This is a genomic window from Aeromonas sp. FDAARGOS 1406 (genome assembly GCF_019048565.1).
GTDB lineage: Bacteria > Pseudomonadota > Gammaproteobacteria > Enterobacterales > Aeromonadaceae > Aeromonas > Aeromonas caviae.
The window spans coordinates 1,558,200-1,576,772 of the sequence record NZ_CP077378.1 but is presented as its reverse complement, the minus strand read 5'-3'; the positions used below and the strand labels follow the sequence as shown (position 1 = coordinate 1,576,772).

Genomic DNA, 18,573 nt, shown 5'->3' with positions numbered 1-18,573 from the left:
GCGGTTTTTGTCACGACAGGGTCTATCAATGCTCGAACATGGCAGAGATGGACTCTTCGTTGCTGATGCGGCGAATCGCTTCGGCCAGCACGGAGGAGAGGGTCAGCTGCTTGACCTTGCCGACTGCCTTCATCTCCGGGGTGAGCGGGATGGAGTCGGTGATGATCAGCTCGTCGATGACCGAATTCTTGATGTTTTCAACGGCGGTGCCGGAGAAGACAGGGTGGGTCGCATAGGCGAACACGCGCTTGGCACCACGCTCTTTCAGCGCTTCGGCCGCTTTGCACAGGGTGCCGCCGGTGTCGATCATGTCGTCGACGATGACGCAGTCACGACCGGCTACGTCGCCGATCAGGTGCATGACTTGGGAGACGTTCGGACGGGGACGACGCTTGTCGATGATGGCGATGTCGGTGTCGTCCAGCAGCTTGGCGATGGCACGGGCACGGACTACGCCGCCGATGTCCGGTGACACGACCACGGGGGATTCGAGGTTCTTGGCCTTCATGTCTTCCAGCAGCACCGGGCTGCCGAACACGTTGTCGACGGGGACGTCGAAGAAGCCCTGGATCTGCTCGGCATGCAGGTCAACGGTCAGCACACGGTCCACACCCACGCTGGAGAGGAAGTCTGCGACGACCTTGGCGGTGATGGGCACACGGGCGGAGCGGACGCGGCGGTCCTGACGGGCATAACCAAAGTAGGGGATAACGGCAGTGATACGGCCAGCTGAAGCACGACGCAGTGCATCCACCATGACGATCAATTCCATCAAATTGTCGTTGGTCGGGGCACAGGTGGATTGAATGATGAAGATATCGCCACCGCGTACATTCTCGTTGATCTGTACGCTGATCTCGCCGTCGCTAAAGCGACCTACGGCAGCATTGCCGAGTTTGATAAACAGGCGATCTGCGATCTTCTGGGCTAGTTCCGGCGTTGCGTTACCAGCAAACAGCTTCATGTCAGGCACGGTTTGAAACCTCGGGGTTGCATCCAGTATGTGGGGAGTCTGATTTTAGACCCGTATCGTTTGGGGGCAAACGATTTAGCAAGATGACGGACAAGGTCTCTGGGCGATGTCGAGGATGGCATCTCATCACCCGCAGGGTGGGTGGACGGGAATCCACCTTGAGCGCCATCGCGTCAGATTGGCCCAAGACACATCGACGAGGTCAACACCTCCCGATGCGGCCTCAACAAGGAGAGAGTTGGCTGGGGTACTAGGATTCGAACCTAGGAATGGCGAGATCAAAACCCGCTGCCTTACCGCTTGGCGATACCCCAATCACTCACTTGTTGCAAAGTGACGAAGAGTGGTGATATGTTCTCGCCCTTGGCGACAAACCCATCCCAGCCTTCCGGCACTCTTGCCAACACCTTCCGAGCAGCCATTTCGTCTTCAAATCGAGCAAAGACGCAGGCGCCAGTGCCCGTCATTCTTGACGGCGCGTATTCTAGCAACCAGCCGAGCGCATTGGCAACCTCGGGGTGGCGCTTTTTCACCAGCAGCTCGCAATCGTTTTTCCACTCTCCTGCCAGCAGATTGTCCAGGGTCATCTTGGGGGTGTTGCGGGGCAGGTCGGGATCCTGGAACACGGCGGCGGTGGCCACATGGCAATCCGGCTTGAGTACCAGGTACCAGGCATCCGGCACCTCGATCTGTTGCAACCGCTCCCCCACGCCTTCGGCGAAGGCGGCCTTGCCCCGCACGAACACCGGCACGTCGGCGCCCAGCTGCACGCCGAGCTCGGCCAGCTCGTCTTCACTCAAGCCGGCTTGCCAGAGGTGGTTCAAGGCCACGAGGGTGGTGGCCGCGTCCGACGAGCCGCCCCCGATGCCACCGCCCATGGGCAGTACCTTCTCCAGCCGGATATGGGCTCCCTGCGGACTGGCCAACCGGCTCTGCAACAGTCGCGCAGCCCGGATGATGAGGTTCTGTTCATCGGGCACGCCGGGAATGGCCGGGCTCAAGGTGAGCTGGTCGCTGCCGGGGATCGGCTCGAATTCGAGCCAGTCGCCGTGGTTGAGGAAGATGAAGAGGGTCTGCAGTTCGTGGTAGCCATCGGGGCGGCGGCCGTTGACGTGCAGGAAGAGGTTGAGCTTGGCCGGGGCGGGCCAGCGGATCGGCGTCTGGTCGTGCATCATGGTGCCAGGGTCCACTCGTTGATCTGCAGCTTGAGACGGCTCTCCTGCCCGGTCATGGTGAGCAGGTGGGGCAGGCGATAGCCGTCCTGATCCCGATAGTCCCCGTAGACGATCTGCCACTGGCCGTCGCGCACGCTGGCGAGGCTGGCATCGGGGTTGAGCTCGAATTCGGCCTGCCCCGGCAATCCCTTGATCCACTCAGGCAGCCCGGCCACCGGAATGTGCCAGCCGGTGAGCTGATAGACCAGGAGCTCGGCATCCTGGCTCTGGTGCTGTTTTCCGTCGTTGTCGAGCAGAGTCACCTCGCCGCCGGTGCGGGAGAGTTCCAGAATATGGGTGCCGATGAGGCTGGTGAGGTTGAGGCGATAGTCGTCGCCGTTTTGCTGCCAGTTGAGGCGGGCGCTGCCCTTCTGGCGGGCGGTGATGATGGCCATCTTGCCCGACAACTGCCAGTGTGTGAGGCGTTCGAGGCGGGCGCGCTCCTGCTGCCAGTTGACCTGATCCCGCTGGGGTTGGGTGGTGGTACAGCCCGCCAGCACCAGCAGGCAGGCGAGGGAGAAGATACGCAACAACAAGGTGGAGCTCCGCAGATGAGGTTTGCGACAGTATAAGGGGCGGCCGTATTGCTTTTAAAGACTTACCCTTTCTCGTACAATTGTCGGCCTCTACACCCTGTGCATGAAACGATCATCACCCACCCATGAGTCTGCTTGCCCTCGGAATCAACCACAACACCGCCAGTGTCGCCTTGCGGGAGCGGGTCGCCTTTGGCCCGGACCGCATCGATCGCGCCCTGCGTGAGCTGGTGGAGCAGCCTGGCGTCAGCGAGGCGGTGATCGTCTCCACCTGCAACCGCACCGAGCTCTATTGCAGCCTGGAGCAGGGGCAGGGGGAGCAGGTGCTGAACTGGTTGCAGCGGTTCCACGCGCTGGAGGCGAGCGAGGTGCTCTCAGCCATCTACCGGCACCAGGACGAGGAAGCGGTGCGGCACCTGATGCGGGTGGCCTGCGGCCTCGACTCCCTGGTGCTGGGGGAGCCGCAGATCCTGGGGCAGATCAAGCAATCCTACGCCCACGCCCAGCAGGCGGATGCGGTGAAAGGATCCCTGGAGCGCTTGTTCCAGAAATCCTTCTCGGTGGCCAAACGGGTGCGCACCGACACCGAGATCGGCGCCAGCGCGGTGTCGGTGGCCTTTGCCGCCGTGAGCCTGGCCCGCCGTATCTTCTCCGATCTCTCCCAGACCAAGGTGCTGCTGGTGGGCGCCGGCGAAACCATCGAACTGGTGGCCCGCCACCTGCGCGAGCAGAGTGTGACCCGGATGATGGTGGCGAACCGGACCCTGCAACGGGCCCAGTTGCTGGCAGAGGAGTTCGGTGCCCAGGTCATGACCCTGGAGGAGATCCCGGACTATCTGCACGAGGCGGACATCGTCATCAGCTCCACGGCAAGCCCCCTGCCCATCATCGGCAAGGGCATGGTGGAGCGGGCGCTCAAGGCGCGTCGCTTCAAGCCCATGTTCCTGGTGGATATCGCCGTGCCCCGCGACATCGAAGCTGAGGTGGACGAGCTCTCCGATGCCTATCTCTACACGGTGGACGATCTGCAGGGCATCATCGAGCAGAACCTGGAGACCCGCAAGCGGGCGGCCGCCGAGGCGGAACTCATCGTGCAGGAAGAGCGCGACGAGTTCATGGGCTGGTATCGCAGCCAGCACTCGGTGGATCTCATTCGCGATTATCGCCATCAGTCACAGCAGGTCGCCGACGAAGAGTTGCAGCGGGCCCTGCTGGCCCTGCAACAGGGTGAGAATGCCGAGCAGGCGCTCAAGGCCATGGCCCATCGCCTCACCAACAAGCTGATCCACGCACCGACCCAGGCCCTGCGCCAGGCCGCCGCCCAGGGGGACAGCCACAAGCTGGCCCAACTGCGTCAGGTGCTGGGATTGTCACAAGAATCATAGTGTTGGGACGGCCCTTTGCCGTCCCGTCCTCCATCGAGAATCCAAGAGTCATGAACCCCTCATTGATCAGAAAGCTGGAAGGCCTCATCGAGCGCCATGAAGAAGTACAGGCCCTGCTCGGGGAGCCCGGGGTCGCCTCGGATCAGGACAGATACCGCGCCCTGACCCGGGAATACGCCCAGCTGGAAGATATCGTTCACGCCTTCCAGCGTTTCCGCCAGGCCGAAGAGAACCTCGACACCACCCGGCTGATGCTGGAGGAAGAGGATGCCGAGCTGCGGGAGATGGCGCAGGAGGAACTGCCGCTCGCCAAGGCGACCTTCGAGGAGCAGGAGCAGGCGCTTCAGGTGATGCTGTTGCCGCGCGACCCCAAGGATGACAACAACTGCTATCTGGAGATCCGCGCCGGTGCCGGTGGCGACGAGGCGGCCATTTTCGCGGGGGATCTGTTCCGCATGTACTCCCGCTACGCCGAGCGTCAGGGGTGGCGTGTCTCCATCGTCAGCTGCAATGACGGCGAACACGGCGGCTACAAGGAGGTGATCGCCAAGGTGGACGGCGAGCACGTCTACGGCCGCCTCAAGTTCGAGTCCGGCGGCCACCGGGTGCAGCGAGTCCCCGAGACCGAATCCCAGGGCCGGGTGCACACGTCCGCCTGTACCGTGGCCGTGCTGCCGGAAGTGCCGGAAGCCGAGCAGGTGGAGATCAACCCCTCCGAGCTGAAGATCGACACCTTCCGCGCCTCCGGTGCCGGCGGCCAGCACGTCAACAAGACCGACTCCGCCATCCGCATCACCCACCTGCCCACCGGGCTGGTGGTGGAGTGCCAGGACGAGCGCTCCCAGCACAAGAACCGCGCCAAGGCGATGTCGGTGCTCTCCGCTCGCCTGCAGGCGGCCGAGGACGAACGCCACCGCGCCGCCGAGCAGAGTACCCGCCGCAACCTGGTGGGCTCCGGGGATCGCTCCGAGCGCATCCGCACCTACAACTATCCCCAGGGGCGTCTCTCCGAGCACCGGATCAACCTCACCCTCTATCGTCTGGGCGACATCCTGGAAGGGGATCTGGACTGCGTGATCACCCCCCTGGTGCAGGAGTATCAGGCGGATCAGCTCGCCTCCCTGGCCGAGAGCAACTGATGCAGATCCAGCAGGCCCGCGCCCATATCATGGCGACCCTGGCCTCCGGGGAATCCCCCCGTGCCGACGCCGATGCCCTGCTCTGTCATCTGCTGGATTGTCGGCGCAGCTATCTGATGACCTGGCCGGAGCACGAGCTCGATGCCGCCCAGCAGGCGACCCTGGCGGGCTGGCTTGCCCGTCGCCTCAATGGTGAGCCCATTGCCCACCTCATCGGTGAGCGGGAGTTCTGGTCGCTGCCGCTGAAAGTGAGCCCGGCCACCCTGATCCCGCGCCCCGATACCGAGGTGCTGGTGGAACAGGCGCTGGCCCGCCTGCCGGGCGGCCCCTGCGCCCTGCTGGATCTGGGCACAGGCACCGGTGCCATCGCCCTTGCGCTCAAGTCTGAGCGACCGGATGCCGATGTATGGGCGGTGGACAGGATGCCGGCCGCGGCCGCGCTGGCCCGCACCAACAGCGCCGCCCTGGGGTTGCCCATCGAGGTGCGCGACGGCAGCTGGTTTGCGCCGCTCTCGGATGCACCGCGCTTTGCGATGATCGTCTCCAACCCGCCTTACATCGACGGGACGGACCCCCATCTTCACGAGGGGGACGTGCGCTTCGAGCCGCGCTCCGCCCTGGTGGCGGAGGAGCAGGGGCTGGCGGATATCCGCCTCATCGTCACCCAGGCGCCCGCCCATCTGGTGCCAGGTGGCTGGCTGTTGCTGGAACACGGCTGGGATCAGGGGGAGGCGGTGCGTCAACTCCTGCTGCAACAAGGCTACGTCCAGGTGGAAACCGTGCGCGATTACGGCGATAACGAGCGGGTGACCCTGGGGCGCCTGGCTCAGTGATATGACGGGCGGGCCCGGTCTGCCCCTGTTCAAGGAAATCTTATGTATGTTGTTCTCAAGCATCTGCACCTCACCCTGATTGCCGGGGCCGTGCTGATGTTTATCCTGCGCTTTTACTGGTTGCAGACCGGCTCCGCGCTGGCAGGGGGCGCCCGCACCCTCAAGATCAGCGGCTGGCTCAACGGCCTGGTGGTGCTCTCCGGTGTGCTGCTCTGCATGGTGCTGGGTCTCAACCCCCTCAACAACGCCATTCCCTGGCTGGCCGAGAAGCTGACGTCCATCCTGGTGGTGGCGTTTCTGGCCATGATGGCGCTGCGTCTGGCCCGCAGCAACGGCATCCGCTGGTTTGCCTTCCTGGGCGCACTGGGGTGGATCTTCTTTATCGCCAAGCTTGCGGTGCAAAAGCAGGCCAGCCTGTTCGGCTAGGAAGGATGACGATGATACGTGTGGATGAGTGGACCGACTTCGAAGCTCACGATCTGGCCGAGCTGGCGCTGTCGGTGAGCGACGAGATCCGGGGCCATGGCGGCACGGGAGAGGCCGAGCTTGCCCTCCTCGATGCCTGGCTGGACGAAACGATTGCCGAGGGAGACTGCGACGAGGTGCGCCGTCAGCTGTTGCAGGGTTTCTACCAGACCCTGGGCTTTCGTGGCGACTGGCAGGATTACTTCTCGTCCGCCAACTGCGATCTGGACCAGGTGCTGGCAAGGCGCAAGGGGATCCCGGTCAGTCTCGGCATCCTCCTCATCCAGCTGGGTCGCAAGATAGGGCTGGATGTGGAGGGGATCTGCTTCCCCGGCCATTTCCTCCTGAGTTTTGCCGGTCTGGACGGGGAGGTCTATGTGGACCCCTTCAACGGTGATGAACTGAGCCGGCACCGCATCGAACTGCTGCTGCGCGGTGCCCTCGGCAACCTGGCGAGTCTGAGCGATGATCATCTGCAGCCATCGGGGCAGTGGGAGATCATCGAGCGCTTGCTCAATGTCAGCAAGGGCGCCCTGCTGCGCGAGGAGCGCATGACGGAGGCGTTGCGCTGCAGCGAGCTGCTGCTGCGCATGAAGCCCGGCGATCCGCTGGAGACGCGGGATCGGGGCTTCATCTATGAGCAACTCGATTGCCCGCGCTTTGCCGCCGACGATTTCGAATACTTTATTGAACAATGCCCTGATGATCCCGTGGCCGATGTGCTGAAAACCCAGCTGGCCACCCTGGACCTCAGTCCCAAACCCCTCCATTAAGGATCCCTGAGATGGAACAGAAGAATATCAAGGTCAACCAGATCGACGTCGCCAACGACAAACCTTTCGTGCTGTTCGGCGGCATGAACGTGCTGGAATCCCGCGACATGGCGATGGCGGTGTGCGAGAAGTACGTGGAAGTGACCAGCAAGCTCGGCATCCCGTTCGTGTTCAAGGCGAGCTGGGACAAGGCCAACCGCTCCTCCATCCACTCCTATCGCGGTCCGGGTCTGGAAGAGGGGATGAAGATCTTCCAGGAGCTGAAAGCGACCTTCGGCATGCCGGTGATCTCCGATCTGCATGAGCCCCATCAGGCCAAACCGGTCGCCGAGGTGGTCGACGTCATCCAGCTGCCCGCCTTCCTGGCGCGCCAGACCGATCTGGTGGAGGCCATGGCCCGCACCGGCAACGTCATCAATATCAAGAAGCCGCAATTCCTGAGCCCAAGCCAGATGAAGAACATCACCGACAAGTTCGAGGAGTGTGGCAACGATCGCCTGATCCTCTGCGAGCGCGGTGCCAACTTCGGCTATGACAACCTGGTGGTGGACATGCTGGGTCTGGGCGTCATGAAGAAGAGCACCGGCGGCTATCCGGTCATCTTTGACGTCACCCACTCCCTGCAGTGCCGTGATCCCCTGGGGGCGGCCTCCGGCGGTCGCCGCGAGCAGGTGACCGAGCTGGCTCGTGCCGGCATGGCGGTGGGCCTGGCCGGTCTCTTTATCGAATCCCACCCGGATCCGAAAATTGCCCGCTGCGACGGCCCGAGCGCCCTGCCGCTGGAGAAGCTGGAAGGCTTCCTCAAGCAGATGAAGGCCATCGACGATCTCGTCAAGGGCTTCGAGCCCCTCGATACCTCCGCCTGATCGCGATTTTTACTATCAAAAATGCCCCGCCATGCGGGGCATTTTTATTTCCGTCATTTTCATTTGGTGCTCTTCGGCGTCCATTGCGACCATGTTTCCGTGGTGTTAATGATGTTAAATATGTTGTGTGATTGATGTCTCTTATTTGCTTCTTATGACATGCAAAAGTAGCGACCGTCAGGATGGCAAAAAGGTATGAAGCGGGTGAGATAACCCTATTTCTCGCCGCAGACTGCTGCATGCGTTATTTGCTGTCAGTGGAGTCACACTTATTAACAGGACGTTGAGCATGCACAAGAAAATTGTCAGTAGCCTTTATTTTCAGGTGATATTGGCAATCACCATCGGAATATGTCTGGGACATGTCTATCCGAGTCTGGGCGCAGATATGAAACCCCTTGGTGATGGCTTCGTTAAATTAATCAAGATGATCATCGCCCCCGTCATTTTTTGTACCGTGGTCACCGGCATTGCCGGCATGGAAAGCATGAAGGCGGTGGGCAAAACCGGTGCCATTGCGCTGATCTATTTTGAAGTGGTGAGCACCCTGGCCCTGATCATCGGTCTGTGCGTGGTCAACGTGCTGCAACCCGGGGCCGGTATGAATGTGGATCCCTCCTCACTCGACGCCAGCGCCATCTCCGTCTATGCGGATCAGGCCCAGTCCCAGGGGATAATTCCCTTCCTGCTGGATGTGATACCGGCCAGCGTCATCGGTGCCTTTGCCGGCGGCAATATACTCCAGGTGTTGCTGTTTGCCGTCCTGTTCGGATTTTCCCTGCATCATATCGGGGAGAAGGGAAAACCCATCTTCAATATCATCGATGGTTTCTCCCAGGTTATTTTCGGCATCATCAACATGATCATGAAACTGGCGCCGATCGGGGCATTTGGCGCCATGGCATTCACCATAGGGAAATACGGTATTGGTTCTTTGGTGCAGCTGGGGCAATTAATTGCTAGCTTCTATCTGACCTGCCTGCTGTTTATTTTCCTGGTGCTCGGCAGTATCGCCAAAGCCAATGGCTTCAGCATTGTGCGCTTTATTGCCTATATCCGGGAAGAGCTGTTGATCGTGCTCGGAACATCCTCGTCGGAATCCGTATTGCCGCGCATGCTGGTGAAAATGGAGGCGCTGGGCTGCAAGAAATCGGTGGTGGGTCTGGTGATCCCGACCGGTTACTCCTTCAACCTGGACGGCACCTCCATCTATCTGACCATGGCAGCCGTCTTCATCGCCCAGGCAACCAACACCCCGCTGGACCTGTTCCATCAGCTCACCCTGCTGGTGGTGCTGCTTATCTCCTCCAAGGGTGCGGCCGGAGTCACGGGGAGTGGCTTCATCGTGCTGGCAGCCACCATCTCGGCGGTAGGGCATCTGCCGCTGGCCGGGCTGGCGCTGATCCTCGGGATTGATCGCTTCATGTCGGAGGCGCGCGCCCTGACCAACCTCATCGGCAACGGGGTGGCGACCCTGGTGGTGGCCCGTTACTGCGATCAGCTCGACGAGGCCACCATGCAGGACGCCCTGGCGAAACCCGTGGTGGCAAGGCCGGTGGACCTGCGAAGCTGACCCAGGTTCTGGCGGCGATCATCACCCATGAAAAAACGGCCCGAGGGGCCGTTTTTTTATCTCTTTACGCAGGGCGCCTTACAGGCTCTGGGTGAAGGTGCGGGTGACCACGTCACGCTGCTGCTCCGGGGTCAGGGCGTTGAAACGCACGGCGTAACCGGAGACGCGGATGGTGAGCTGCGGGTATTTTTCCGGGTTGGCGATGGCGTCTTCCAGGGTTTCGCGGCGCAGTACGTTGACGTTCAGGTGCTGACCCCCTTCGACCACAGGCTCTTGCTGAACCGGCAGTTCACGGTATTCGAATTGACCCAGGTCGGAGAGGCTGACTTCCTGATCGGCGGCAAAGCTGTCGCCCTTGGCGCAGATGCAGCGAGCCTGTTGTTTCTCTTCGTCCAGCAGCCAGAAAGAGTTCAGCAGAGCGGCGTTGGCGGACTGGGTGATTTGGATGCCCTTGATCATGGTATGACTCCTCATAGGAAAGCGGATTCAACGGTAAGCACATTACCCTGATGTTTTTAAACCACCTCTTGGAAGGAATGATTTAACGGGGCCTTGCCTTACACCTTTACTTCGTTGGGGCCATATATACCACGACGGTAATATTACGAAAATTGATCCAAATCAATAAAACCCCATTTTGCGCGCATTGAAAGGGATTAAATCATTGAGTTGAATCAAAAACAGATCATTTTTCTGTTTTTGTAAGATATATGAATTATGCATTTTTTATTATTCATATCTAGTAATTTAACCACACCTTTAGGGTTTATTGCTGGCGTCAGCGAAAACCGGCCTGCCCAGAGGCCTGTCCGAAGGACGCCCTGTTATTCCTGTGTCGACGCAGCCTCGGTCATGGCCCGTGAACGCCGCCGCCACTTCCCAGGCTGGCAAGGCTGAGCCTGACCTCCATGCGGTTGCGTCTTGGGGGCGAGGACCCTATCCTGAGCCCCTTGCTCTATTGACCGAGGAGATAGCGGTGCCAAGCTGGACAGAAGGCGGGGAGTGGGGAGAGGGAGAGGCTGGCATGCCAGCCAGGATGGAAGGAGTGGATTCGCAACGAGAGGAGACGGGTGTGCTGACCTGGAAAGATGTGATTGGTTCGGAGAAAGAGCAGGCGTATTTCATGGACACCCTGGCCACCGTCAGGGCCGAGCGGGAGGCGGGCAAGGTGATCTATCCCCCGGCGACCGAGGTATTCAATGCCTTCAAACTGACCGAGCTGGATGACGTCAAGGTGGTGATCCTGGGGCAGGATCCCTATCACGGACCGGACCAGGCGCACGGCCTCTGCTTCTCCGTCTTGCCCGGAGTGCGCACGCCGCCGTCCCTCGTCAACATCTACAAGGAGATGCAGCGGGATCTGCCGGGTTTTGTCACACCCAATCACGGCTTCCTGGAATCCTGGGCCAGACAGGGAGTGCTGCTGCTCAATACGGTGTTGACGGTACAGGCTGGCATGGCGCACTCTCACGCCCACCTGGGGTGGGAGACTTTTACCGATCGAGTCATCGAGCGGATCAATGCCCATTGCCAGGGCGTCGTCTTCCTGCTGTGGGGCGCTCATGCCCAGAAGAAAGGGCGCTTCATCGACCGGTCGCGCCATCATGTGCTGAGCGCCCCCCATCCCAGCCCGCTCTCTGCCCATCGCGGTTTCATCGGTTGCGGCCACTTCTCCGAGGCCAATCGCCTGTTGGTCCAGCAAGGACGCAGTCCCATCGACTGGCTCTCGGTCTGCGCCGATCCGGCGGCCTGACGCCGTAAATGCACAGGGGAAATGGTCTCCCCTGTGCCCTCTGTGGTGAGAGGCTGGTGCAGCCGCTGTCTGCATCCGACTTGATTGAGTGCAAAGTTCAGGCAATAAATGACCGTATACTCGAGACAGACGTTTTCTCATTTCAGTGCAAGGAGTGCCCATGTTATCCAGTCTGCATAAGGACCACCTCAACATCACCCGGTTGCTGACGCTGCTCAAGCAAAAGCTGGCGGCCATTCGCAATGAGCAGCCGGTGAGCTACTTCCTGCTGCGGGATGTGGTGGATTATCTGCGCGAGGTATCCGACAAGTACCACCACCCGAAGGAAGACATGATTTATGACTACTACCTGAAATACAGGGTGGTGGAGGGGGAAGTGGCCAACCGGCTGCACGAGGAGCACGCCCGTCTGCTGGATGCAGGGACCGAGCTCAAGGAGATGGTGGAGATGATCCTGATGGATGCGGTCATCCCGCTGGATCAGTTCGTGGCCCGTCTGGAGCAGTTCATCGAGCAGCAGGAGGCGCACATGAACTATGAGGAAGGGGTCATCTTCCCCCATCTGCGCGACTCCCTGACCGAGGATGACTGGCGTCATCTCGAACAGCTCTGGCAGAACCGGGCCATCAATGATCCCCTGTTCGGGGCGGAGGTAAGCCAGCACTTCCAGGCGCTGGCCAAACAGCTTTCGCTGCCTGCAGCCTGAAAGGAGGTTCACCCATAAAAACAGCGCCCCGGTCAATCCGGGGCGCTGTTTTTATGGCTCCACTCGCTGGAGTGAAACATGGGCGACGTGGGCGTATCAGAGCTCCAGGTCGTCCGATCCTTCATAGGCGATGTCGATGGCCTGCAGCTCCTTTTGCAGGCGGTGCTTGTCTTTAAGCGCCTCAATCTCACGCCATTTGCGTTTTTTTCCCGTTGTCCCGCGGCTACGTGAACCCAGCTCAACGACCTCGTCAAAATCGAAGTTGAACATGTCCATGGCTCCCTCCTTGGTTTTATGGTTTTCACCATCCGTATAACACGACGCCTTTGAAAATAAAACGTTTTTATGACGAAGTTGTGACAACCGGAAACAGGCACAAAAAAACCGGGCTGCCCTTTCGGGAGCCCGGTTTTTGCGGTGCCACTTCGCTCTGTGAGAGCCGTGTGGCGAGCGGCTTTACAGATGGCTTGCCAGCATGGTTTCCAGCTTGCCCTGGTCGATGGCGAACAGGCGGATGCCTTCCCCCAGCTTCTCGACGGCCATGGCGTCCTGGTTCAGCTCCCAGCGGAACTCGGCTTCGGTCATCGGGGCCGGTTTGGCTGTGCGCTCGCCGGTGTAGTCCAGCTTGCGCACCACGGTGCCTTCGGTCTTGCTCAGCTCTTCCAGCAAAGCGGGGCCAATGGTCAGGCGGTCGCAGCCGGCCAGTTCCAGGATTTCGCCGGTGTTGCGGAAGCTCGCGCCCATGACCACGGTCGGGTAGTCGTGCTGCTTGTAGTAGTTGTAGATGGCGGTGACGGAGACCACGCCCGGATCTTCACTGGCGGTGTAGTCACGGCCGTTCTTGGCCTTGTACCAGTCGAGGATGCGGCCCACGAAGGGGGAGATGAGGAAGGCACCGGCTTCGGCACAGGCACGAGCCTGGGTGAAGGAGAACAGCAGGGTCAGGTTGCACTGGATACCCTCTTTCTCCAGCACCTCGGCGGCACGGATCCCTTCCCAGGTGGAGGCCAGCTTGATCAGGATGCGATCATTGCTGATGCCGGCTTCGTTGTAGAGGCGGATCAGCTTGCGGGCCTTGGCGATGCTGGCGTCGGTGTCGAAGGAGAGGCGGGCGTCCACTTCGGTGGAGATGCGGCCCGGGACGATTTTCAGCACTTCGAGGCCGATGTTGACCGCCAGCTTGTCGCCTGCGTCGATGATTTGCTGTGCCTTGTCCTGGCTCTGGGATTTGGCCCAGGCAATGGCGTCCTGGATCAGGGCTGCGTACTCGGGGATCTCGGAGGCCTTGAGTACCAGAGAGGGGTTGGTGGTGGCATCGATGGGCTGGTAGCGCTTGATGGCTTCGATGTCGCCGGTATCGGCAACCACTGTGGTCAGGGCTTTCAGCTGGGTCAATTTATCGGCCATGGCAAATATCATCTCTTTATGAGGGAGCAATCCCAGGGTGGTGGGCATGAGACGGCAGTTCTGAAATTAAATTACAAGATCCCGGCGGCTCAGGCTCAGAAAGGGGCGATGGGCAGGCCCCATCGTCATTGCCTGCCTAATTAATACGGATGTGGCGCATCCTGCAATAGGGGGGCTTGTATGCGAATCAGCCAGGTGGTGAAAGCGGTACCGGCTGTCGAGTGAAAGTGTTTGATAAAAAACGAGTTTTATTAATGGTGTGGCGGCTGGCTCCGACATGGAAAAGCGCAATTATTTTGGTGGATTCATGAATTTGTGCGGGAGGTCACATAAATAGTTCTGTCAGCTACTTGAAATTTAATTACGTGTAAAACGTTTTGCGTTACAACCCCTTGCCGATGAGGCATGAGAGGCAAACGCTTGTCTCCCTGATGTCGTTTCACTCAGCGGTTTTTACCCCCATGGGATGAGTTGTAAAATGGTTCTCTATTGGCTCTAATTTGTGAGGGGCTGGGTTGCACATCAATTTTTGTTGATTTATTGCGTGCTAAATGAAGCTTTTTTGCATCAAATTGCTCGTTTTTTGTCTCCCCAGTGAGCCCTGTCACTATTCTGAATTCCCTCGCTATGCTAGATTCCGCCCCTTCGGCGCAATGCTGGTTCGGAAATTGACAGAGAGCGGTCAGCGCAGACTGGCCATGGATGTGATAACAACGAGAGAATTATGGACACCTTGATTGCAATGATTAACGACCTGATGTGGGGAGCCGTGCTCATTTACCTGCTGATCGGGGTCGGTATCTTCTTTACCTTCCGCCTGGGCTTTATCCAGATCCGCCACTTCGGCCACATGTTCTCGGTCCTGCGCAACAGTCGCAAATCCGACAGCGCCGGCATCTCCTCCTTCCAGGCTCTGTGTACCAGCCTGGCGGCTCGTGTCGGGACGGGCAATCTGGCCGGTGTGGCCGTCGCCATCTATCTGGGTGGCCCTGGCGCCGTCTTCTGGATGTGGCTGATCGCCTTCATCGGCATGGCCACCGCCTTCGTGGAGAGCACCCTGGCCCAGCTCTACAAGGTCAAGGATGAGGATGGCAACTACCGGGGCGGCCCCGCCTACTACATGGAGCGCGGCCTTGGCATGCGCTGGATGGGAGTGGTCTTCTCCCTCTGCCTGCTGCTGGCCTTCGGTCTGGTGTTCAACGCGGTGCAGGCCAACTCCATCAGCCTGGCCATGAACGTCGCCTTCGGCATCCCTGACTGGGTGAGCGGTCTGGCCCTGGTGGTGCTCTCCGGTCTCATCATCTTCGGCGGCATTCGTGGCATCGCCCGCTTTGCCGAGCTGGTGGTGCCCTTCATGGCACTGGCCTACATCCTGATGGCGCTGTTCGTGGTGTTCATGAACATCAGCGAGCTGCCGAGTATCTTCGCTCTCATCATCAAGTCTGCGTTCGGCATCGAGCAGGCAGGTTCCGGCGCCATGGGCTATGCCATCTCCCAGGCCATGATCAACGGCATCAAGCGCGGCCTCTTCTCCAACGAGGCGGGCATGGGCTCTGCCCCCAATGCTGCCGCCACCGCCACCCCCTATCCGCCGCACCCGGCCTCCCAGGGTTATGTGCAGATGCTGGGGGTCTTCCTCGATACCATCGTCATCTGTACCTGTACTGCCGCCATCATCCTGATGTCCGGCCAGTTCGAGCCGGGCTCCGGTGTGACCGGTGTCGAGCTGACCCAGCGCGCGCTCTCCTCCCAGGTGGGCGGCGGTGGCAACATCTTCATCGCAGCGGCCATCTTCTTCTTCGCCTTCACCTCCATCGTGGCGAACTACTCCTATGCGGAGACCAACCTGGTGTTCCTCGAGCACAACCACAAGGGTGGCCTGATGCTGTTCCGGATGTTCGTGCTGGGCATGGTGATGTTCGGATCCGTGGGCGAACTGCCGACCGTGTGGGCTCTGGCGGATGTCTCCATGGGGCTGATGGCCATCGTCAACCTGGTGGCCATCCTGCTGCTCTCCGGCGTCGCCATCAAGCTGGCCAAGGACTACAACGACCAGCTCAAGGTGGGCCGCGTGCCGACCTTCGATGCCAACAAATACCCCGAGCTGCGCAGCCAGCTGGAAGAGGGGATCTGGGACAACCCGGGCAAGAAATAAGCCTGCGTTGCAAGGTGATTGAAGGGGAGCCATGGCTCCCCTTTTTCATGGGTAAAAAGAGGGGGCGGCTTCACACTGACTTCACAGAGCCTCATCGGCAGCACACCTCGCGGGACTATGCTGGGTTCATCACTCGCCGCCATGGCGATACCTTGCTAACGACAGTCAGGAGACATGCAATGCAACAACGACAATCCATCCTGTGGGGCGCTCTGGCCACCCTGATGTGGGCCGGTCTGGCTCATGCCGGTGACAAGGCGGCGACCGATCCCCTGCGCCCCGTGGTGGATGCCAGCATCCAGCCGCTGCTCAAGGAGCACAGGATCCCGGGCATGGCGGTGGCCGTGCTCAAGGATGGCAAGGCCCACTATTTCAACTACGGTGTGGCCGATCGGGAGCGCGCGGTCGGTGTCAGCGAGCAGACCCTGTTCGAGATAGGCTCCGTGAGCAAGCCCCTGACCGCGACCCTAGGAGCCTATGCGGTGGTCAAGGGAGCGATGCAACTGGATGACAAGGCGAGCCGGCACGCCCCCTGGCTCAAGGGATCCGCCTTTGACAGCATCACCATGGGGGAGCTGGCTACCTACAGCGCGGGCGGCTTGCCGCTGCAATTCCCCGAGGAGGTGGATTCGCTCGAGAAGATGCAGGCCTACTACCGCCAGTGGACCCCAGCCTACTCGCCGGGTTCCCATCGCCAGTACTCTAACCCCAGCATAGGGCTGTTCGGCCACCTGGCGGCGAGCAGCCTGAAGCAGCCGTTTGCCCAGTTGATGGAGCAGACGATCCTGCCGGGGCTTGGCCTGCACCACACCTATGTCAATGTGCCGAAGCAGGCCATGGCGAGTTATGCCTATGGCTATTCGAAAGAGGACAAGCCCATCAGGGTCAGCCCCGGCATGCTGGCGGACGAGGCCTACGGCATCAAGACCAGCTCGGCGGATCTGCTGCGCTTTGTGAAGGCCAACATCAGCGGGGTTGATGACAAGGCGTTGCAGCAGGCCATCTCCCTGACCCACAAAGGGCACTACTCGGTAGGCGGGATGACCCAGGGACTGGGCTGGGAGCGTTACGCCTATCCCGTCAGCGAGCAGACGCTGCTGGCGGGCAACTCCCCGGCGATGATTTACAATGCCAACCCGGCGGCGCCCGCGCCCGCTGCAACAGGGCACCCTGTGCTCTTCAACAAGACCGGCTCGACCAACGGCTTCGGGGCCTATGTGGCCTTCGTGCCGGCCAAAGGGATCGGCGTCGTCATGCTGGCCAATCGCAACTACCCCAACGAGGCGCGCATCAAGGCGGCCCACGCCATCTTGACGCAACTGGCCAGGTAATGGAGCGCCTTCGCTGAGCCTTGAGGGCACGCCGCATCGCCGCGTGCCCGTTACCTCGGACCTGACCCCTCAAGGGCGACCTGGCAGGGGGCGGGTCGATGAGCATGCCAATCCGGGCCTCTCCTGCGTGAGATGTCCGGATTGGCATCCACCGAGTGCCATCTCGTCACTAGGCCCCGGCAGGCCGCCCGCTCTATAGTGCCTGGCATCTTCCTCTGCTTTTGCAGGATTGAGTTGTCAATCTCGCTGACAGCGCACCTGTGATGGTGAAACCTGCTGATATGGAGCCTTCATGGGTATGTTTCTGCTGTGTACTTTTCTGATGATCATCCTCTATCCCCTCGGGATCGATCTCTATCTGGTGGCCGTCCCCCGCATTGCGCAAACCCTGCAGGGGAGCGAGGCGCAGATCCACACCGCTTTTTCCATCTATCTGCTGGGCATGGCGGCTACCGTGCTGCCGGGGGGCATGCTGGCGGATCGCCATGGCAGGCGCCCCGTGGTGCTGGGGGGCGCCCTCATCTTCGTGGTCGCTTCCCTGGTGGCGGCGGAGGCGACCGGCATCGCCCAGTTTTATCTGGGGCGTTTCTGGCAAGGGGTGGGCGCTGGAGCGCTCTACATCATGACCTTCACCGTGCTGCGGGATGTGCTGAGCCAGGCGCGCCTCGCGATGGCTCTCTCCCTCATCAACGGCGTGATCTGCGTCATTCCGGTGCTGGCTCCCGTACTCGGTTATCTCATCCTGTCGCACTTCGAGTGGCGCGGCATCTTCGTGGGCATGGCGCTAGTGGCCGCCATCAGTGCCCTGATCAACCTGCGACTGCTCAAGGAGACCCGCCCCGCCCGCCAGCCTGCGGGGGCATCGCCGCTGGTCCTGCTGGGCACGGCCCCCTTCATGCAGCGCGCCTTGCTGACCAGCGCCAGCGTGACCGCCATCCTGGTCTATGTGGGCGTCTCGCCCCTCGTCCTGATGACCACGTTCGGCCTGTCTCCCGAGCAGTACACCCGGCTTATGATGGCGATGGCCGGGGTGAGCATGTCCGCTTCCTTCCTGACCCCCTTGCTGCTGCGCTGGCTCGGCAAGGCAAGGGTGCTGGCGCTCTCCCACCTCGCCTACCTGCTGGCCTTGCTCGCCCTGTTGTGCAGCAGCGGGCCCGAAGGTGGCCTGTCCTGGCTGCTGGCGGGGTGTGCCCTGGTCTGTATCGGGTTTTCCTGCGGGTTCGGGGTGGCGATGGGGGAGGCGCTGGATGTGTGCGGGGATCAGGTGGCATCGGCCAGTGCCCTGCTCTGCATCATGCAGATAGGGTTGTCCGGGCTCTTCATCTGGGGGATGGGCCATCTGGGGATGCCTGCGCCCTGGATGCTGATCCTGGCACTCCTGCTGGCGCTGCTCGGTTACCTGGTGGTCAAGGTACTGCTACCATGGCGTGCGGTACGGCGAGTCCGGGCTCGGGGATAGGAGAG

Annotated in this window: 18 protein-coding genes and 1 tRNA gene; 12 read left to right on the top strand and 7 right to left on the bottom strand. The window is 60.8% G+C overall.

All coding sequences use genetic code 11. The features are described from left to right. Window positions 1-25: 25 nt before the first annotated feature. The 4 genes from I6L36_RS07320 to lolB form a co-directional block, all read right to left on the bottom strand. Window positions 26-973: a ribose-phosphate pyrophosphokinase gene (locus tag I6L36_RS07320; RefSeq protein WP_010673845.1), complete on the bottom strand. Its 948-nt coding sequence runs from the start codon at window positions 971-973 to the stop codon at window positions 26-28. A 239-nt stretch (window positions 974-1,212) separates the two neighbouring features. Continuing rightward, window positions 1,213-1,287 (bottom strand) — tRNA-Gln (locus I6L36_RS07315). Then, on the bottom strand, window positions 1,267-2,145 hold the full coding sequence (ispE, locus tag I6L36_RS07310; protein ID WP_052814546.1) for a 4-(cytidine 5'-diphospho)-2-C-methyl-D-erythritol kinase: 879 nt from the start codon (window positions 2,143-2,145) through the stop codon (window positions 1,267-1,269). The genes I6L36_RS07315 and ispE overlap by 21 nt, the downstream gene beginning before the upstream one ends. Next, the gene (gene lolB / locus I6L36_RS07305) at window positions 2,145-2,723 is read right to left on the bottom strand and encodes a lipoprotein insertase outer membrane protein LolB (protein ID WP_039039599.1); all 579 of its coding nucleotides are present in this window, start codon (window positions 2,721-2,723) and stop codon (window positions 2,145-2,147) included. The genes ispE and lolB overlap by 1 nt, the downstream gene beginning before the upstream one ends. A 125-nt stretch (window positions 2,724-2,848) precedes the next feature. On the opposite strand from lolB, the gene hemA reads away from it, so the two are divergent. From hemA to I6L36_RS07270, 7 genes are all read left to right on the top strand, one after another. Further along, window positions 2,849-4,108: a glutamyl-tRNA reductase gene (gene hemA / locus I6L36_RS07300; protein WP_041212583.1), complete on the top strand. Its 1,260-nt coding sequence runs from the start codon at window positions 2,849-2,851 to the stop codon at window positions 4,106-4,108. Window positions 4,109-4,158: 50 nt separating this feature from the next. After that, window positions 4,159-5,247: a peptide chain release factor 1 gene (prfA, locus tag I6L36_RS07295; protein WP_039039601.1), complete on the top strand. Its 1,089-nt coding sequence runs from the start codon at window positions 4,159-4,161 to the stop codon at window positions 5,245-5,247. Next, the gene (gene prmC / locus I6L36_RS07290) at window positions 5,247-6,080 is read left to right on the top strand and encodes a peptide chain release factor N(5)-glutamine methyltransferase (RefSeq protein WP_039039602.1); all 834 of its coding nucleotides are present in this window, start codon (window positions 5,247-5,249) and stop codon (window positions 6,078-6,080) included. The genes prfA and prmC overlap by 1 nt, the downstream gene beginning before the upstream one ends. 42 nt (window positions 6,081-6,122) lie before the next feature. Then, complete coding sequence (locus I6L36_RS07285) at window positions 6,123-6,506, top strand: SirB2 family protein (protein WP_039039603.1); 384 nt, start codon at window positions 6,123-6,125, stop codon at window positions 6,504-6,506. A gap of 11 nt (window positions 6,507-6,517) precedes the next feature. Beyond that, window positions 6,518-7,318, top strand: a complete 801-nt coding sequence (locus I6L36_RS07280) for a SirB1 family protein (RefSeq protein ID WP_042015581.1) — start codon at window positions 6,518-6,520, stop codon at window positions 7,316-7,318. An 11-nt stretch (window positions 7,319-7,329) separates the two neighbouring features. Next, complete coding sequence (gene kdsA / locus I6L36_RS07275) at window positions 7,330-8,184, top strand: 3-deoxy-8-phosphooctulonate synthase (RefSeq protein WP_039039605.1); 855 nt, start codon at window positions 7,330-7,332, stop codon at window positions 8,182-8,184. Between the two features lie 289 nt (window positions 8,185-8,473). Further along, window positions 8,474-9,757 carry a dicarboxylate/amino acid:cation symporter gene (locus I6L36_RS07270; RefSeq protein ID WP_041212586.1) on the top strand — a complete coding sequence of 428 codons (1,284 nt, stop codon included), beginning with the start codon at window positions 8,474-8,476 and terminating at the stop codon, window positions 9,755-9,757. A gap of 78 nt (window positions 9,758-9,835) precedes the next feature. Here the strand turns inward: I6L36_RS07270 and grcA are convergent, their stop codons facing one another. Next, a complete protein-coding gene (gene grcA / locus I6L36_RS07265) occupies window positions 9,836-10,216 on the bottom strand; it encodes an autonomous glycyl radical cofactor GrcA (protein WP_010673855.1) in 381 nt (126 codons plus the stop codon). Between the two features lie 613 nt (window positions 10,217-10,829). On the opposite strand from grcA, the gene ung reads away from it, so the two are divergent. Together ung and I6L36_RS07255 are read left to right on the top strand one after the other, a co-directional pair. Continuing rightward, window positions 10,830-11,510 (top strand): uracil-DNA glycosylase, encoded by a 681-nt coding sequence (ung, locus tag I6L36_RS07260; RefSeq protein WP_010673856.1) that lies wholly within the window; start codon window positions 10,830-10,832, stop codon window positions 11,508-11,510. Window positions 11,511-11,670: 160 nt separating this feature from the next. Beyond that, a complete protein-coding gene (locus tag I6L36_RS07255; protein WP_041212588.1) occupies window positions 11,671-12,216 on the top strand; it encodes a hemerythrin domain-containing protein in 546 nt (181 codons plus the stop codon). Window positions 12,217-12,312: 96 nt separating this feature from the next. Here I6L36_RS07255 and I6L36_RS07250 read toward each other — a convergent pair whose 3' ends face one another. Beyond that, a complete protein-coding gene (locus I6L36_RS07250) occupies window positions 12,313-12,492 on the bottom strand; it encodes a DUF3545 family protein (protein WP_010673858.1) in 180 nt (59 codons plus the stop codon). 180 nt (window positions 12,493-12,672) lie between these two features. Beyond that, window positions 12,673-13,623: a transaldolase gene (gene tal, locus I6L36_RS07245; RefSeq protein ID WP_162540505.1), complete on the bottom strand. Its 951-nt coding sequence runs from the start codon at window positions 13,621-13,623 to the stop codon at window positions 12,673-12,675. A gap of 724 nt (window positions 13,624-14,347) precedes the next feature. Between tal and I6L36_RS07240 the strand changes: the two genes are divergently transcribed. The 3 genes from I6L36_RS07240 to I6L36_RS07230 all read left to right on the top strand — a co-directional run bounded on the left by I6L36_RS07240 (window position 14,348) and on the right by I6L36_RS07230 (window position 18,568). Then, window positions 14,348-15,778, top strand: a complete 1,431-nt coding sequence (locus I6L36_RS07240) for a sodium:alanine symporter family protein (RefSeq protein WP_042880806.1) — start codon at window positions 14,348-14,350, stop codon at window positions 15,776-15,778. Window positions 15,779-15,957: 179 nt separating this feature from the next. Continuing rightward, the gene (gene blaMOX / locus I6L36_RS07235; RefSeq protein ID WP_109111878.1) at window positions 15,958-17,109 is read left to right on the top strand and encodes a CMY-1/MOX family class C beta-lactamase; all 1,152 of its coding nucleotides are present in this window, start codon (window positions 15,958-15,960) and stop codon (window positions 17,107-17,109) included. Window positions 17,110-17,401: 292 nt separating this feature from the next. After that, window positions 17,402-18,568 (top strand): MdtL family multidrug efflux MFS transporter, encoded by a 1,167-nt coding sequence (locus I6L36_RS07230; protein ID WP_109111879.1) that lies wholly within the window; start codon window positions 17,402-17,404, stop codon window positions 18,566-18,568. The last annotated feature ends 5 nt before the right edge of the window (window positions 18,569-18,573 follow it).

Excerpts from the sequence above, each read along its gene's own strand:
- ispE (WP_052814546.1), bottom strand. The coding sequence starts at position 2,145 with ATGCACGACCAGACGCCGATCCGCTGGCCCGCCCCGGCCAAGCTCAAC.
- hemA (WP_041212583.1), top strand. The coding sequence starts at position 2,849 with ATGAGTCTGCTTGCCCTCGGAATCAACCACAACACCGCCAGTGTCGCC.
- prfA (WP_039039601.1), top strand. The coding sequence starts at position 4,159 with ATGAACCCCTCATTGATCAGAAAGCTGGAAGGCCTCATCGAGCGCCAT.
- prmC (WP_039039602.1), top strand. The coding sequence starts at position 5,247 with ATGCAGATCCAGCAGGCCCGCGCCCATATCATGGCGACCCTGGCCTCC.
- I6L36_RS07285 (WP_039039603.1), top strand. The coding sequence starts at position 6,123 with ATGTATGTTGTTCTCAAGCATCTGCACCTCACCCTGATTGCCGGGGCC.
- I6L36_RS07280 (WP_042015581.1), top strand. The coding sequence starts at position 6,518 with ATGATACGTGTGGATGAGTGGACCGACTTCGAAGCTCACGATCTGGCC.
- kdsA (WP_039039605.1), top strand. The coding sequence starts at position 7,330 with ATGGAACAGAAGAATATCAAGGTCAACCAGATCGACGTCGCCAACGAC.
- I6L36_RS07270 (WP_041212586.1), top strand. The coding sequence starts at position 8,474 with ATGCACAAGAAAATTGTCAGTAGCCTTTATTTTCAGGTGATATTGGCA.
- grcA (WP_010673855.1), bottom strand. The coding sequence starts at position 10,216 with ATGATCAAGGGCATCCAAATCACCCAGTCCGCCAACGCCGCTCTGCTG.
- I6L36_RS07255 (WP_041212588.1), top strand. The coding sequence starts at position 11,671 with ATGTTATCCAGTCTGCATAAGGACCACCTCAACATCACCCGGTTGCTG.
- I6L36_RS07250 (WP_010673858.1), bottom strand. The coding sequence starts at position 12,492 with ATGGACATGTTCAACTTCGATTTTGACGAGGTCGTTGAGCTGGGTTCA.
- tal (WP_162540505.1), bottom strand. The coding sequence starts at position 13,623 with ATGGCCGATAAATTGACCCAGCTGAAAGCCCTGACCACAGTGGTTGCC.
- I6L36_RS07240 (WP_042880806.1), top strand. The coding sequence starts at position 14,348 with ATGGACACCTTGATTGCAATGATTAACGACCTGATGTGGGGAGCCGTG.
- blaMOX (WP_109111878.1), top strand. The coding sequence starts at position 15,958 with ATGCAACAACGACAATCCATCCTGTGGGGCGCTCTGGCCACCCTGATG.
- I6L36_RS07230 (WP_109111879.1), top strand. The coding sequence starts at position 17,402 with ATGGGTATGTTTCTGCTGTGTACTTTTCTGATGATCATCCTCTATCCC.